Origin of the sequence: Pseudomonas sp. KD5, from assembly GCF_012932895.1 — a bacterium.
Classification (GTDB): Bacteria; Pseudomonadota; Gammaproteobacteria; order Pseudomonadales; family Pseudomonadaceae; genus Aquipseudomonas.
On the sequence record NZ_JDWJ01000019.1, the window covers coordinates 41,114 to 56,011 of the forward strand.

Genomic DNA, 14,898 nt, shown 5'->3' on the forward strand with positions numbered 1-14,898 from the left:
ATCACAGTGCTGTGAAATCGATCGCCTGATACAAATCTGCGCCGATGCCGGCAAAACTCAATATTGCCGGCAGTTGCGCGGCAAAACCCTGGAAACTATGGTCGCCGCCGGCCTGAATGCGCAAGGCACAGGCCCGGTAATATTGCTGGGCGAGGCGATAGTCCAGTGTTTCATCGCCAGTTTGCAACCATACCTGAAACCGCTGCGGATCCTGGGGCGCCGGCACTTCCAGCTCGGCCAGGGCCGTCACGTGGTCGTGGGTCATTTCCCAGGTCTCATCGGTATACAGGTTTTTCTGCGTCCCCAGAAACCCGTCGAACATCCGGTGTGGGCTGACGGCAGGGTTGATCAACAGGGCTTTCAAGCCATGGCGCTCGGCCAAGTGAGTCGCATAGTAGCCGCCGAGTGAGCTGCCGACCAGCAGTGGCCGCCCCAGCTCCACAATCGCCTGTTCCAGCTGAGCGATGGCCTCACGGGGATGGTGATGCAGGGCCGGTACACGCAACTGATCGCTCAAGCCCAGCCGTTCCATCACATTCATCAACTGACAGGCCTTTTTCGACGCCGGCGCGCTGTTAAAACCATGGATATAAAGGATCGAACCAGACATTTGAGCTCCCTGTGCGTCGGGTAAAGAAGGCGGAGTTTACAGGGACTCGGGGGGAATCGGGGACATGCGTGGGATTCATGTCGCCTGAGCGAATGCCATCGCGGGCAAGCTCGCGATGGCCACGCCTCGGCCTTTGAAAATGACAAAGAAATCAGTAGCCGTTGGAGCCGTAATCAATCTGGAAATCGAACCCGGTCACGCGCTCAACGCCAGTTTCAAGCTGACCATCGGGCAACAGCCGCAACCACCGATACCCCGGCGCCTGCTCACTCACCTTGAAATCGTCGCTGCCCGGCTCGAACTGGATGCAGGTCGAGGGCGATGCGATCAGGCGAACACCGTTGCGCTCTTGATCAATCTCCTGATGAACATGCCCCCAAAGCACCGCACGCACCTGCGGAAATCGATCCAGCACCGCGAACAACGCCTCTGGATTGCGCAATCCAATGGGCTCCATCCACGCACACCCGATCGACACCGGATGATGATGGAAACACACCAGATGATGCCGCTGCGGCGCCTCGCTCAACGAGCGCACGAGCAATTGCAACTGCTCATCCTGTAAATACCCCGGCACGGAACCCGGCACCGCCGAATCGAGCAACGTCACCCGCCAGTTGCCGATGTCCACCACCGGTTTCAACAATGCACTCTGCACCGCCGCCTCGGCCATGATCCGCGGCTCGTCGTGATTACCGGGAATCCAGCGCGCCGGGGCATCGATCTGCCGGGTCAGGTCGCGAAACAGCTGGTACGACTCCAGCGTCCCGTCCTGGGATAGATCGCCAGTGGCAATCATCAGATCGATCTGCGGTTGCTGCTTCAATACCAGCTCAATCACCTGTTGCAGGCTGTCGCGGGTATTCATGCCCAGCAACGTCGTGTCCGCCTCGGCAAACAGATGACTGTCGGAGAGTTGCACCAGCAACGCCGGATCGGCGGTGGTCAAAGTGGATACGCTCGGCAAGGCGTTCTCCCAGGGCGTGATCACGGGATTGGAAAGTGCCGCAATTATGCTGGGGGACGATCAAAAGAGGAAACCTGCGAACCGGAAGCAGTTCACAACTACACAGCACTCTTAGCGCACAACGGCGTACTCGTGTCCGCAAGCCAGGCAATGACTCAGCCATTCCCCCAGGAACAGATTGAGTTGAGCCTTTTCGTCCGGCTGATGCATCGCGGCGTTCGGGTAAGGATAGATGCCGCGAAAGCGTCGTGCATGTTCGGCACTGATAACTTCAGCCATGCGCGCGTCGTGATACACCTGCACTTCCAGTTGCGGCACCGGCAACCAGGGCAGGCTGTGTTCCTGACGCACTTGCAGGGTGGTGGTGTATGGACAGGCTTGCAGCACTTCCAGGGCCAGCACGCCAAGCATCTGGTCACCCTGGGTCACGGCAATGCGCCGGGCCGCCGGATCGTTGCGCATGTCCGGCAACAGTCGCATCAGGCGCGCGTAGTTGGCCTCGCAGGAAGCTTGCAGCCCCACCAGATCAACCCGATAGCGATCGCGCAGCTTGTTTACGACCATAACCCCCTCACTTCCACGCGGTTCAAAGCCAGCCATTGCAAGGCAATGATGCTCGCCGCGTTGGCAATACGTCCGTCACGCACGGCTTGCAGGGCATCTTCGAAAGCCCAGACCGTGACGCGAATATCTTCTGCCTCTTCCTCCAGCCCATGCAGGCCGCCAACCCCGGCACTGTCACAACGCCCCAGATACAAATGCACAAACTCGTTACTGCCACCCGGCGATGGAAAATATTTGGTCATCGGCCAGAGCGCCCCGAATACAAGTCCAGCTTCCTCCTGCGCTTCGCGGTGAGCAACTTCTTCCGGTATTTCATCCTTGTCGATCAGACCGGCGACCAGTTCGATCAGCCACGGATTGTCGGTCTTGCCCATGGCGCCGACGCGAAACTGCTCGATCAGCACCACTTCGTCGCGCTGTGGATCATAAGGCAGCACACACACCGCATCGTGGCGCAAGAACACTTCACGATTGATCTCGCGACTCATGCCGCCGTCGAACAATTCGTGGCGCAAGTGCACGCGGTCGAGCTTGTAGAAGCCCTCGTAGCACTTTTCACGCCGAACGATATCAACGGCGGTCGGAATGGCGTTGGCAAAATCAGTCATGACAATCCTCGTTTACTGCAAATCCGTTACGAGGCTCCTTTTGGTTACTTGCAACCTCGACTTCGCGCCATCCTAACGCGCCCGCGATGTTTGATGCAGCCCCTTTACAGTCAGCGGGATAGACGGTGAGGGCGAAACCAACTCTAATTAGCTTAGTGGCGAACTGACTGCCTCGTTGAGAGTCGAAGCGGGTAACTTTTCGCCTTCCCCTGTTTCATTAAGGACGCCCATGTCGCTTTTCAAGATCGCCTCCGTGGCCGCCATCGCCCTGACCCTGGGTGCGTGCCAGAGTCTTTTCCAGCCCAATTACCGGGCGCCGCTGGAAACCACCCGCGACGCTTCCGAACAGCTGAAACCGGGTTGCGCCAACCCTGACTGCCCGCTGGTGAACATCGATACGCTGCACTTCCCGGCTGAGCCTGCGCTTGACGGCATCATCGAAAAACGTTTGCTGCAAATGACCCGCACCTCACCCGACGCCCCTGTAGCGCCGACGCTGGCAGCGTATCGCGAGCAATTTCTGAACAGCGCCGAGCCGCGCTACAGCAGCTACTTGCAAGCCAAGGTACGTGAGCAGCATGACGGCTTGGTGATCATTGAATTGTCCAGCTATCTGGACAGCGGCGGTGCCCATGGCACGCCGGGCCGCGGTTTCATCAACTACTCGCGTCAGCAGCATAAAGTGCTGACGCTGTCGGATATGGTGATCCCGGGGCAGGAAGAAGCGTTCTGGAAAGCGGCCCAAGTGGCGCACAACAGCTGGTTGATCAGCACCAAACTCGATCAGGAGCCAGAGTTCGTCAAGAGCTGGCCGTTCGTGAAAACCCAGAACGTAGCGTTGACGTACGGCGGGGTGATCCTCAAGTACGAGGTGAGCACCCTTGCGCCTTACGCATTGGGCCACGTCGAACTGAAGATCCCCTACCCACGCCTGAACGGCATTCTCAAGCCTGAGCTGTTTCCCGGCCGTAGCTGAAGGCTCGACCAAGCACCAGTTGCAGCAGCCCTGCCAGTACCAGCGACGGCAGGGTTGCGCCGATGTCCGGATAGAGATTGGCCAGCAAGTGATAGGTGCTCACCCCGCCCAGCCAGGCGAGCAACGCCGGCCAGCGCAAGGCAGCCGATGCCACACGGGCACTGCGTTTGCGCAGGATGAAGTGATCCACCAGCACCACGCCAAACAGCGGCGCAAACACCGAACCGATCAACAGCAGGAAATTCTGGTACTGGGCCAATGGCGCCAGGCATGCGATCAGCGTGCAGATCACGCCGATGGCCAAGGCCAGATGCTCGACTTTCAAGCGCAACAGAATCCCGCTGGACACCGCCGCCGAATGAATATCGGCAAAGGCATTTTCTGATTCATCCAACAGAATCAGCAGCAACGGAATCCCCAGGCCCGCACCGGCCAGCGCCAGCAGCAAGGCATTCACTTCACCACTCGGCGCAAACGCCAGGGTGTACGCCACGCCCAGGCTCATCAGCCAGAAGTTACCGATAAAGAAACCCAACGCCGTACCGCCGAAGACATTCTTCGCACGCTTGCCGAAGCGTGAGTAGTCGGCAATCAGCGGCAGCCAGGACAGCGGCATCGCGATCGCAATGTCAAAGCCCACGGCGAACGGCATCGAACCATCACCGGCCTGCGCCCACAACGCCGCCAGGTCGGCCTTGGCGAACAGGTTCCAGGTCAGCCAGATGCACGCGGCCAGCAACAGCCAGATGCCCCACTTGCGCAGGATCTTGCGCACAAAGGTCAGCGGACCGCTGACCGCCAGCAAGGTGGCCAGTGCACCGAAGAACAGCGTCCACAGCAGTGGATTCGACCACAGGCTGCCTTCGCTGAATGCACGGGCGCCGAGCAGGCTGGCGGCGTCGCGCATCACGATGATTTCGAACGAACCCCAACCAATCAGTTGCAGCAGGTTCAGCACCGCCGGAAGGCTTGCGCCTTTTGCACCGAGGCTGAGTTTGAGCGCGGCCATCGATGACAGGCCGGTGTCACTGCCGATCACGCCGACAGCGGCCAGCAACAGCACGCCGACCAGCGTGCCGAGAAAAATCGCCAGCAATGAACCGGACAGACCCAGACCCGGCGCGAGCAAAGCGCCGGTCTGCAATACCATCAGGCCGATGCCGAGGGAGAACCACAGGGAAAACAGATCACGACCGCCGAAGACGCGCTTGTCGGTCGGCACCGCGATGTCCGGGGAATAAGTGCTGGGTTGAATGCTCAAGGGTGTTATCTCAGAGGAACATGTGTTGTGGTGTTGACCACCCCTTGTGGCGAGGGAGCTTGCTCCCTCGCCACAAGGGTAAGCGGCGCACCCGAGTGCGCCGGTCAGATCAAACCTTCTTGTACAGCTGACTGCCTTCCTGCTTGAACCGCTCAGCCTGTTCCGCCAGTCCCTTGGCGACTTCGGCATCGACGGTTTCGATCCGCTGGTTGGCCGCATATTCACGGACTTCCTGGGTGATCTTCATCGAGCAGAATTTCGGCCCGCACATGGAGCAGAAGTGCGCGACCTTGGCCGAATCCTTCGGCAGGGTTTCATCGTGGTACGAACGTGCGGTATCTGGATCGAGGCCCAGGTTGAACTGGTCTTCCCAACGGAATTCGAAACGCGCCTTGCTCAAGGCATTGTCGCGAATCTGTGCCCCCGGATGCCCTTTGGCCAGGTCGGCGGCGTGAGCGGCGATCTTGTAGGTGATGATCCCGGTCTTCACGTCATCCTTGTTCGGCAGGCCCAAGTGCTCCTTCGGCGTCACGTAGCAGAGCATGGCGCAACCGAACCAGCCGATCATCGCCGCACCGATACCAGAAGTGATGTGGTCGTAGCCTGGGGCGATGTCGGTGGTCAGTGGGCCGAGGGTGTAGAACGGCGCCTCGTCGCAGCACTCCAACTGCTTGTCCATGTTCTCTTTGATCAACTGCATCGGCACGTGGCCCGGGCCTTCGATCATGCACTGCACGTCGTGTTTCCAGGCGATTTTGGTCAGCTCGCCGAGGGTTTCCAGCTCACCGAATTGCGCTTCGTCGTTGGCGTCGGCAATCGAGCCCGGACGCAGGCCATCGCCCAGCGAGAAGCTGACGTCGTAGGCCTTCATGATTTCGCAGATGTCTTCGAAATGGGTGTAGAGGAAGTTTTCCTTGTGATGCGCCAGGCACCACTTGGCCATGATCGAACCGCCACGGGAGACGATGCCGGTCACGCGCTTGGCAGTCAGCGGCACGTAGCGCAGCAACACGCCGGCGTGGATGGTGAAGTAGTCGACGCCCTGCTCGGCCTGTTCGATCAGTGTGTCGCGGAACAACTCCCAGGTCAGGTCTTCGGCGACGCCATTGACCTTCTCCAGTGCCTGATAGATCGGTACGGTACCGATCGGCACCGGCGAGTTACGGATGATCCATTCGCGGGTTTCGTGAATGTGCTTGCCGGTGGACAGGTCCATGACCGTGTCCGAACCCCAGCGAATGCCCCAGGTCAGTTTCGCCACTTCTTCTTCGATGGACGAACCCAAGGCACTGTTGCCGATGTTGCCGTTGATCTTCACCAGGAAGTTACGGCCGATGATCATCGGTTCCAGTTCGGTGTGGTTGATGTTGGCCGGAATGATCGCGCGACCGCGGGCGATCTCTTCACGGACGAATTCCGGGGTGATGATTTTCGGCACGCTGGCGCCAAAGCTGTGGCCGGCGTGTTGCTGGTCCAGCAGGCCGGCGGCGCGGGCCACTTCGAGTTTCATGTTTTCGCGGATGGCAACGTATTCCATCTCGGCGGTGATGATGCCTTTACGGGCGTAGTGCATCTGGCTGACGTTGGCACCCGGCTTGGCGCGGCGCGGGTTGTTGACGTGGGCGAAACGCAGCTTGGTCAGTTCCGGATCGGCGAGGCGTTCCTGGCCGAAGTTGGAGCTCAGGCCGGACAGGCGCTCGGTGTCGCCACGGGATTCGATCCACGGCGACCGCACATCGCCCAGGCCTTTGCGCACATCGATGGTGACATTGGGGTCGGTGTACGGGCCCGAGGTGTCATACACCACCACCGGCGCGTTGATTTCGCCGCCGAAGTCGGTCGGGGTCACATCCAGGCTGATTTCGCGCATCGGCACGAGGATGTCGGGGCGTGTGCCCTGAACATAGATTTTTTGCGAGCGGGTAAACGGCTGAACCGATTGCTGATCGACCTTGGCCGAGTCACTCAGGTTGGTTGCGCTTTTTGATTTTGTAGTCATCACGGGCTCTCCAGACACACATCCAGGCAGTGGATTTTTGTCGGAGCGAACCTGTAAACGAATGGACGCACGGGCGCTGGAAATTCCAGCAGGTGCTGTGCTCAATGCTCGAGGGGTGTTCGATTGTCGAACAACATCCCGGACGAAGCACAAGAGGACTCGCCGGGTGACGAGAAATCTTGTTCCCTACGCAGGCGCTAACCTGATCAGGTTCAACGGGATCCGAAATTATTCGATCTCAGCCTCATAGCAAGGCACCCCGACAAGAACCCGGCCAGTCTAGACATAACCGGCAAAGAACGCCAACACCACGGTAAACACCGTGATGAATGGCGCAATCAGCGGATTGTTGCCGTGCCTGCGTGCAACTACACTCGCTACGCCGTGCCGCGCCTTGATGCTCTGCCTTGACGCTGCAGTGCGCCGCGCCGTAGCCTTGGCGTTCAAATTATCAGCATAATTTTTTAGGGATGGCCTCATGCTGCGCAAACTCTCACTGGCCCTTGCCGTGTCTTGTGCGTCCAATGGAATGGCTTGGGCAGCAGAAGCGCCCTTATCGACCAAAACCGACCTGGTCAGCGTCTATCAGGAAGCGGTGGACAACAACGCCGATATCGCCGCCGCCCGTGCCCAATACGGCGCCCAGAAGGAAGTCGTGCCCCAGGCCCGCGCCGGGCTGCTGCCTAACTTGTCGGCCGGTGCCGACATGAACAACACCCGTACCGCGCTCGATCAGCCATCGGTGACCTCGACCCGCAGCGGCACGGTGTATCAGGCGACCCTGTCGCAACCGATTTTCCGCGCCGACCGCTGGTTCCAGTTCCAGGCCGCCAAGGACGTCAACGAACAGGCCGCCTTACAACTCTCGGCCACCGAACAGAACCTGATCCTGCAAAGTGCCGAAAGCTACTTCAACGTGCTGCGCAGCCAGGACAACCTGGCCTCGACCAAGGCCGAAGAAGCAGCCTTCAAACGCCAGCTGGACCAGTCCAACGAGCGCTTCGACGTCGGCCTGTCGGACAAGACCGATGTGCTGCAATCCCAGGCCAGTTACGACACGGCGCGGGCCAACCGGATTCTCGCTCAGCGTCAGGTAGATGACGCGTTCGAAGCGCTGATCACCCTGACCAATCGTCAGTACAACTCGATCCAGGGCATCGTCCACACCTTGCCGATCCTGCCGCCGGCACCGAACGACGCCAAGGCTTGGGTCGATACCGCGGCCAAACAGAACCTGAATTTGCTGGCCAGCAACTACGCGGTGAGCGCCGCCGAAGAAACCCTCAAGCAGCGCAAGGCCGGGCATGCACCCACCCTGGATGCGGTCGCGCAATACAAGAAAGGTGATAACGACGCCCTCGGCTTTGAAAACCCGAGCGCGACCGGCGTGCGTTACGGTGGCGATGTCGAACAACGCACCGTCGGCCTGCAACTGAGCATCCCGATCTACAGCGGCGGACTGACCAGCTCCCAGGTGCGCGAGTCTTACTCACGGCTGGATCAGACCGAGCAACAACGCGAAGCCCTGCGTCGCCAGGTCGTGGAAAACACCCGCAATCTGCACCGCGCCGTGAACACCGACGTCGAGCAGGTGCAGGCGCGTCGGCAGTCGATTATTTCCAACCAGAGTGCGGTGGAGGCAACCGAAATCGGTTATCAGGTGGGGACGCGCAACATTGTCGACGTACTCGACGCCCAGCGTCAGCTCTACACTTCGGTGCGCAATTACAACAACACGCGCTACGACTACATCCTCGACAACCTGCGCCTGAAGCAGGCCGCCGGCACCTTGAACCCGGGGGATCTGCAGGACCTGACGCGTTACCTCAAAGCCGACTACAACCCGGACAAGGACTTCTTGCCGCCGGATCTGGCGAAGGCTGCGGCGGAGCAGTTACGAGCTAATCCCGCTCATTAAAAGGTAAACCTGTGGCGAGGGAGCTTGCTCCCTCGCCACAATTGGTCGGTGACAAACTCAAGACTTGTCGATCAACCTGCCCAACCCATCCAGCAACCGCTGCAGCGCGCCCTGATTGGTGCGCATCACCTTCAGCCCCGCCTCCGCCATCCGTTGAGCATCACGCGGCAGTTCGAACAGCCGCTGCACCGCCAGTGCCAGACCTTCAGCATCATCGACCTCGGCCAGCGCCCCGGCGCTGCGCAACTGCGCGGCGATTTCGAAGAAGTTGAACAGGTGCGGCCCGCTGAGCACCGGTTTGGCCAAGGCCGCCGGCTCCAGCAGGTTATGGCCGCCGTTGGGCACCAGGCTGCCACCGACGAAAGCGCTGTCGGCCAGGGCGTAGAGAAACAGCAACTCGCCCATGGTGTCGCCCAGCAATACCGAAGTGTCTGCAGTCACCGGCTCGCCCGTCGAACGCCGTACCGTGGCGAAACCTTTTTGCCGGCACAACTCAAACACCGGGTTGAAGCGCTCCGGATGACGCGGTACCAGAATCAACAAGGCATCGGGATGATTGGCCAACAGCCGACGATGGGCATCGAGCACCACTTCGTCTTCACCTTCATGGGTGCTCGCGGCGATCCACACCGGGCGATCCTGCGCCTGCCATTGTCCGCGCAGCTCGGCAGCACGCTGCAGCAGTTGCGGGTCGATGGTCAGGTCGAACTTGATCGAACCAGTCACTTCGACGGTTTCTGGGCGTGCACCCAAATCGCGGAAACGCTGCGCCTCGGCTTCGGTCTGCACTGCGAACAGGCTCATCTCGGCGAGCATCGGCCGGGTCAGTTTATGGAAGCGGCCATAACCTTTGGCCGAGCGCTCAGACAGTCGCGCATTGGCCAGGGCCACGGGAATTCCACGCTTGGCGCACTGATGGATATGGTTGGGCCAGAGTTCGGTTTCCATGATCACCGCCAGTTTCGGCCGGGCCCGATCAAGGAATCGCGCCGCAGCGCAAGGCAAGTCATAAGGCAAATAGCAGTGCTGAATGCGCGGCTCGTTGGCAAACAGCGCCTGGATGCGCTCGGATCCGGTCGGGGTCATGCAGGTGACGGTGATCGGCAGCGTCGGATATCGCTGCAGCAAGGCACGGATCATCGGCGCCGCGGCAATGCTTTCGCCCACCGACACCGCGTGCACCCAAAGGCCGTCCGGCTTCATCGCCGGTAGCGCGAGGGAGAAACGCTCGCCAATGCGTTTGGCGTACGCCGGCGCCTTGCGCGCCCGCAGCCAAAGCCGAATCGCTACCAATGGCAGCCCCAGGTAAAACAGCGCGGTGTAGAGGGTTCTATTCATGGCGGCGGAGTTTATCGGTTTTTTAGCCAATCGCCTGCAAGTGCACGGCAAAACGTTCCGCCAGCCAACGGGCTGCCGGGCCGAGGGGCTCGTCGCGGCGCCAGACCAGCTCCACAATCAATGCCGGCGGCGTCCATTCGCTGGTCAGTTCGACCATCAGATTCTGATACGCCGGGTACTGCACCACGTGGCGCGGCAGCCAGGCCCAGCCGAGGCCGCGCATCACCCATTCGGCCATCACATAGAAACTGTCGGCCCGCCAGACCTGCGGGCTGGCCGGCTCACTGCCGGGATAGACGCTGGACTGCGTGGACATCAGCAACTGTCGATGCTGCGCCAGTTGCTGGCAATTGACCTGCGTCTGTTGCGCCAATGGATGCCCCACGCCGCACACCGTGACCATTTCAACGCTGCCCAGCACTCGGCGCTCAAGGGCTTCGGGAATCTGCTCGTGATAAAACAGCAAGCCCAGGTCGGCCCGACGCTCCACCAGTTTGCGCGCGACATCACCCTGGGCCGCACTGGTCAGCTGCACTTCGAGGCTGGGAAATTGTTCGGCCAGGGCTTCGAAGCTTTCAACCACTGCCTGATAAGGCATTGCCTCGTCCTGAGCCACCCGCAAACTCGCTTCCTGGCCGCGCATCATCGCTAGTGCCCGGCCGTTGAGGCGCTCACATTGGCGCAGCACTTCCCGCGCCTCTTCAAGCAGCGCGGTGCCGGCTTCGGTGAGTTTCGGCTGGCGACCACTGCTGCGATCGAACAGGCTCACACCCAGGTCTTCTTCCAGCAGCGCAATCGAACTGCTGACCGCCGACTGCGCCTTGCGCTGATCCCGCGCCACCGCGGAAAAGGAACGTTGTTCCGCGACACTGACAAACAAGTGCAGCTGTTCCAGACTCCATTGCATATTCATGGCTCAACCCATCTCCAGAACAGATAGGTAATGACTTTACCGCATCTGGCGGATCTCTAGAATGCCGACCTCAGAAAGCAACACTTCATACGAGGATTGACCCATGACCGCTTACTACTACCTCGCAATTGCCATCTGCGCCGAAGTGATCGCCACCGTTTCGATGAAAGCGGTCAAAGGTATCAGCACGCCACTGCCGTTGCTGCTGGTCATCGTCGGTTACGGTATTGCTTTCGGGATGCTGACCCTGGTGGTGCGCAGCGTTCCGGTCGGCGTGGCCTACGCGGTGTGGGCCGGCATGGGCATCGTGATGGTCAGCGTCGCGGCGCTGTTTATCTACGGGCAGAAACTGGATGTGCCGGCAATGCTGGGGATGGCGTTGATTGTGCTGGGCGTCGTGGTTATTCAGCTGTTCTCGAAAACCGCGGGGCATTAACTGACACAACCAATGCTCTTGTGGCGAGGGGGCTTGCCCCCGTTGGGCCGCGAAGCGGCCCCGAATCCGGTCACCGCTTTTTTCTGACATATTGCGGCGGCAGGCTTTACGACTGCTGCGCAGTCGAACGGGGCGGTGCGGCGGTCCGACAAGCCCCCTCGCCACAATGGATCTCTTGATCGCCAGCAAAACCTCCAATCCATGAGTCTGTATACTGCGCCCTCGTCTTGAACACTGAGGTCGCTGCATGCCATCCGTTATTTCCACCGACGTTCTGATTGTCGGCGCTGGTGTCGCCGGCCTCTGGCTGAATGCACGCCTGCGCCGCCAGGGTTTCTCGACCGTGCTGGTGGAAAGTGCCAGCCTCGGTGGCGGGCAAAGCCTGAAGTCCCAGGGCATCATCCACGGCGGTGCCAAGTACGCATTGCACGGTGCCCTGACCGGCGCCTCGGAAGCCATTGCCGACATGCCGCGTCGCTGGCGTGAGGCGCTGGCCGGCGACGGTGAACTGGACCTGTCCGGCGTGCGTGTATTGTCCGATGCCCATTACCTCTGGTCCCCCGGCACCCTCGCCGGCAACCTCACCAGTTTTTTCGCCAGCAAAGCCGTGCGCGGGCGGGTCGATCAGGTCAAAGGTGATCAATTGCCGCCGGCGCTGCAAGACAAGCGCTTCAAGGGCAAGGTCTATCGCCTGACAGAACTGGTGGTCGACGTGCCAAGCCTGATCCAGCGCCTGGCCGACCTGGCTGGCGACGGTCTGTTGGCCGGTCAACACATCGAACCGCTGCTGGAGAATGGCGAACTGGTCGGTTTGAAAGTCGACGAACGCGAAATCCGCGCCCAGCGCATCGTTCTCAGTGCCGGTGGCGGCACCGCTGACCTGCTGACCGCGCTGGGCCTGAGTCAACCGGCCATGCAGCGCCGTCCCCTGCACATGATCATCGTCAAAGGCCCGAGCCTCAAACCGCTGTACGCCCACTGCCTGGGCGGCGGGCCGAAGCCGCGCGTCACCGTGACCACTCACCCGGCCGCCGATGGCCAGTGGGTCTGGTACGTGGGCGGCGACATCGCCGAAGCCGAAGGCGTGGCCCGCGAGCCAGCCGCGCAAATTGCCGCCGCCCAGAAAGAACTGGGCCAACTTCTGCCGTGGATCGACCTGAGCACCGCACAGTGGGCGACCTTGCGGGTCGAACGCGCCGAGCCCCTGCAATCGGGCCTGACCCGCCCGGACAACGCCTTCCTCGCCGAGCAGAATCGGCTGCTGGTGGGCTGGCCGACCAAACTGGCCCTGGCACCGGACTTCGCCGACCGCGTCTTCGCCACACTGCAACGCGACGGTATTCAGCCTAGCCATCCAGCCCCGCTGCCGGAACTGCCGAAACCGCCGATGGGCGTCCCTGCCTGGGAACAACTGCTGCCATGAGCCAACCGACCCTGCATGACCTGCATCGCCCGCTGGGCAGCACCGGCCTGCTGGTATCGCCCCTGGGCCTGGGCACAGTGAAACTTGGCCGCGATCAAGGGGTGAAATACCCCAACGGTTTTCAGATCCCCGGCGACGACGACGCCCGCAGGCTGCTCAAACTCGCGCGCGACCTGGGCATCAACCTGATCGACACCGCGCCGGCCTATGGCCGCAGTGAAGAGCGTCTCGGCCCGTTGCTGCGTGGGGAGCGTCAGGACTGGGTAATCGTCAGCAAGGTCGGTGAAGAGTTCGCCGATGGTCAGTCCCGCCATGATTTCAGCGCCGCGCATACCCGGTTCTCGGTGGAGCGCAGCCTGCAACGCCTGGAAACGGACTTTATCGATCTGGTGCTGGTGCATTCCGACGGCAACGACCTGGCGATCCTCAGCGACAATGAGGTCTATGCGACCCTTGCCGAGCTCAAGCGCGAAGGCAAGATTCGCGGTTTCGGCTTTTCCGGTAAAACCGTCGAAGGCGGTTTGAAGGCTCTGGAACAAGGTGATTGCGCAATGGTCACCTACAATCTGAACGAACAGAACGAGAAGCCAGTCATTGACTATGCTGCTGCTCACGGCAAAGCGATCCTGGTCAAAAAGGCCCTGGCCAGCGGCCATGTGTGCCTGAGCCCGGGCGTTGATCCGGTGCGTGCCAGCTTCGAGTTGTTGTTTGAACACCCGGGGGTGGCCAGTGCTATTGTCGGGACCATCAATCCGCTGCACCTCGCCCATAACGTCGCGACCGTTGCCCAGGTCCTTCATAGGGTCTGTTGACGTTTGGTGACGACCGCGACGCTGGCCGTCAACAGACCCTAGCCATTGATGCCGCCCACGCGGCCTTAAGCAGGAGCCGACATGCCGCGTACGCTGATCAGAAAGAACCCGAGCAACTTCAAGACCCTGCCGCTGTTCGTCGAAGCCACACCCGAAGGTTTGAGTTATCAGAGCGTCGGGATGCCGTTGAATTTTTCCCAGACCCTGCAACGCCGCCGTCCGGTGACGGTGGCCGACAGCGAACGGTTTGCCCTGGAGCTGGCGAACCTCGGGGTTTCGGTGCGCCTGACCCTGCATTGGCAGAATCGCGACTACTGGGTGTTGGTGCGTCAGCGTCGGCAGGATCGCGGCGACGTGGTGCTCAAGCTGATCTCCGGCTACGTGCCGGCCCATGAGCTGAACCTGCCGTTGCACACGGCAACCCAGGAAATTGCCGAAGAGTGCCTGCTGGAAACCCCGGAGGGCTGGCTCAGCGGGCGCTTCAACGAAACCTGGCTGCCAGCGCCCTACTCGGCTGCCCTGCACTACCGCGAAGCCCTGCCGTTTCGCCTGACACCACTCTCCGGCTCGGCGCGGCCGGTGCGCTGCGCGAACATGCCGCTGATCGAACGTCCCCGGGCCTACGTGCACTTGCCGACAGCCTCGCTGCAATTGATCTACGATTTGCGCCTGGACGTGCCCAAGGAAGCCAAATCCCTGAGCCTGTTCCATGTCGACGAGCGGCTGGAGGGCGATCAACTGGTGGCCCGGCTCGATCGCAAACGCCCCGATTTGTACTTGATGCCACTGCAGGACGGTCAGCCGATGGCCGAGCTCTATACCCTGAAAAAGGATCACCTGTACCCGGCGAGTACCCGCGGGTTGTATCTGGCGGAGAGTTTTGCCCGGCAGGAAGGCTGGCTGGTGAGGGATGAACGGATTCGCTGGAAGGATTGGGTGCGACAGCAGGGTTTGACCCCACCGGGGAAGGATTCGGGTTTGGCCCGGTTACGCGGGAAGGCGAAACAACTGCTGAAAAGAATCGTGCCGCGCAAGGCAGCACGATAGAACACTTGTGGCGAGGGGGCTTGCCC

The 14,898-nt window shown here is 60.9% G+C and carries 14 protein-coding genes and 1 riboswitch; of the genes, 6 read left to right on the top strand and 8 right to left on the bottom strand.

From position 1 onward, the window contains the following. Position 1: 1 nt before the first annotated feature. The 4 genes from AF70_RS28420 to AF70_RS28435 form a co-directional block, all read right to left on the bottom strand. Positions 2-610 carry a YqiA/YcfP family alpha/beta fold hydrolase gene (locus AF70_RS28420; RefSeq protein ID WP_018928525.1) on the bottom strand — a complete coding sequence of 203 codons (609 nt, stop codon included), beginning with the start codon at positions 608-610 and terminating at the stop codon, positions 2-4. Positions 611-761: 151 nt separating this feature from the next. After that, entirely contained in the window at positions 762-1,577 is an 816-nt protein-coding gene (gene cpdA, locus AF70_RS28425; RefSeq protein WP_028940172.1) for a 3',5'-cyclic-AMP phosphodiesterase, read from the bottom strand. A 111-nt stretch (positions 1,578-1,688) separates the two neighbouring features. Then, complete coding sequence (locus tag AF70_RS28430; RefSeq protein WP_007939629.1) at positions 1,689-2,141, bottom strand: DUF1249 domain-containing protein; 453 nt, start codon at positions 2,139-2,141, stop codon at positions 1,689-1,691. Next, positions 2,132-2,749, bottom strand: coding sequence for an NUDIX domain-containing protein (locus tag AF70_RS28435; RefSeq protein ID WP_007939630.1), 618 nt, complete (start codon positions 2,747-2,749; stop codon positions 2,132-2,134). The genes AF70_RS28430 and AF70_RS28435 overlap by 10 nt, the downstream gene beginning before the upstream one ends. Before the next feature lie 229 nt (positions 2,750-2,978). Between AF70_RS28435 and AF70_RS28440 the strand changes: the two genes are divergently transcribed. Continuing rightward, entirely contained in the window at positions 2,979-3,725 is a 747-nt protein-coding gene (locus AF70_RS28440; RefSeq protein WP_019582183.1) for an RsiV family protein, read from the top strand. On the opposite strand, the gene cytX is transcribed toward AF70_RS28440, so the two are convergent. Next, entirely contained in the window at positions 3,694-4,986 is a 1,293-nt protein-coding gene (gene cytX, locus AF70_RS28445) for a putative hydroxymethylpyrimidine transporter CytX (protein ID WP_018928530.1), read from the bottom strand. The genes AF70_RS28440 and cytX overlap by 32 nt on opposite strands. A gap of 109 nt (positions 4,987-5,095) precedes the next feature. Next, positions 5,096-6,985 (bottom strand): phosphomethylpyrimidine synthase ThiC, encoded by a 1,890-nt coding sequence (thiC, locus tag AF70_RS28450; protein ID WP_018928531.1) that lies wholly within the window; start codon positions 6,983-6,985, stop codon positions 5,096-5,098. A gap of 166 nt (positions 6,986-7,151) precedes the next feature. Further along, positions 7,152-7,257: riboswitch (TPP riboswitch) on the bottom strand. Positions 7,258-7,463: 206 nt separating this feature from the next. Between thiC and AF70_RS28455 the strand changes: the two genes are divergently transcribed. Then, complete coding sequence (locus AF70_RS28455; RefSeq protein WP_019582181.1) at positions 7,464-8,903, top strand: TolC family outer membrane protein; 1,440 nt, start codon at positions 7,464-7,466, stop codon at positions 8,901-8,903. Positions 8,904-8,960: 57 nt separating this feature from the next. Here the strand turns inward: AF70_RS28455 and waaA are convergent, their stop codons facing one another. Further along, positions 8,961-10,241, bottom strand: a complete 1,281-nt coding sequence (waaA, locus tag AF70_RS28460) for a lipid IV(A) 3-deoxy-D-manno-octulosonic acid transferase (RefSeq protein ID WP_019582180.1) — start codon at positions 10,239-10,241, stop codon at positions 8,961-8,963. A gap of 22 nt (positions 10,242-10,263) precedes the next feature. Next, positions 10,264-11,154, bottom strand: a complete 891-nt coding sequence (locus AF70_RS28465) for a LysR family transcriptional regulator (RefSeq protein ID WP_018928534.1) — start codon at positions 11,152-11,154, stop codon at positions 10,264-10,266. A 103-nt stretch (positions 11,155-11,257) separates the two neighbouring features. Here AF70_RS28465 and AF70_RS28470 point away from each other — a divergent pair, with 103 nt between their 5' ends. From AF70_RS28470 to AF70_RS28485, 4 genes are all read left to right on the top strand, one after another. Continuing rightward, complete coding sequence (locus AF70_RS28470; protein WP_007939639.1) at positions 11,258-11,590, top strand: multidrug efflux SMR transporter; 333 nt, start codon at positions 11,258-11,260, stop codon at positions 11,588-11,590. A 247-nt stretch (positions 11,591-11,837) separates the two neighbouring features. Then, positions 11,838-13,013, top strand: a complete 1,176-nt coding sequence (locus tag AF70_RS28475; RefSeq protein WP_019582179.1) for an FAD-binding oxidoreductase — start codon at positions 11,838-11,840, stop codon at positions 13,011-13,013. After that, the gene (locus AF70_RS28480; protein ID WP_028940173.1) at positions 13,010-13,825 is read left to right on the top strand and encodes an aldo/keto reductase; all 816 of its coding nucleotides are present in this window, start codon (positions 13,010-13,012) and stop codon (positions 13,823-13,825) included. Before AF70_RS28475 ends, AF70_RS28480 begins: the two co-directional genes overlap by 4 nt. A gap of 81 nt (positions 13,826-13,906) precedes the next feature. After that, complete coding sequence (locus AF70_RS28485) at positions 13,907-14,872, top strand: hypothetical protein (RefSeq protein ID WP_019582177.1); 966 nt, start codon at positions 13,907-13,909, stop codon at positions 14,870-14,872. The last annotated feature ends 26 nt before the right edge of the window (positions 14,873-14,898 follow it).

What these genes read in the sequence shown, in the direction of transcription:
- AF70_RS28420 (WP_018928525.1), bottom strand. Translation starts at nt 610, where the DNA reads ATGTCTGGTTCGATCCTTTATATCCATGGTTTTAACAGCGCGCCGGCG.
- AF70_RS28430 (WP_007939629.1), bottom strand. Translation starts at nt 2,141, where the DNA reads ATGGTCGTAAACAAGCTGCGCGATCGCTATCGGGTTGATCTGGTGGGG.
- AF70_RS28435 (WP_007939630.1), bottom strand. Translation starts at nt 2,749, where the DNA reads ATGACTGATTTTGCCAACGCCATTCCGACCGCCGTTGATATCGTTCGG.
- AF70_RS28440 (WP_019582183.1), top strand. Translation starts at nt 2,979, where the DNA reads ATGTCGCTTTTCAAGATCGCCTCCGTGGCCGCCATCGCCCTGACCCTG.
- thiC (WP_018928531.1), bottom strand. Translation starts at nt 6,985, where the DNA reads ATGACTACAAAATCAAAAAGCGCAACCAACCTGAGTGACTCGGCCAAG.
- AF70_RS28455 (WP_019582181.1), top strand. Translation starts at nt 7,464, where the DNA reads ATGCTGCGCAAACTCTCACTGGCCCTTGCCGTGTCTTGTGCGTCCAAT.
- waaA (WP_019582180.1), bottom strand. Translation starts at nt 10,241, where the DNA reads ATGAATAGAACCCTCTACACCGCGCTGTTTTACCTGGGGCTGCCATTG.
- AF70_RS28465 (WP_018928534.1), bottom strand. Translation starts at nt 11,154, where the DNA reads ATGAATATGCAATGGAGTCTGGAACAGCTGCACTTGTTTGTCAGTGTC.
- AF70_RS28470 (WP_007939639.1), top strand. Translation starts at nt 11,258, where the DNA reads ATGACCGCTTACTACTACCTCGCAATTGCCATCTGCGCCGAAGTGATC.
- AF70_RS28475 (WP_019582179.1), top strand. Translation starts at nt 11,838, where the DNA reads ATGCCATCCGTTATTTCCACCGACGTTCTGATTGTCGGCGCTGGTGTC.
- AF70_RS28480 (WP_028940173.1), top strand. Translation starts at nt 13,010, where the DNA reads ATGAGCCAACCGACCCTGCATGACCTGCATCGCCCGCTGGGCAGCACC.
- AF70_RS28485 (WP_019582177.1), top strand. Translation starts at nt 13,907, where the DNA reads ATGCCGCGTACGCTGATCAGAAAGAACCCGAGCAACTTCAAGACCCTG.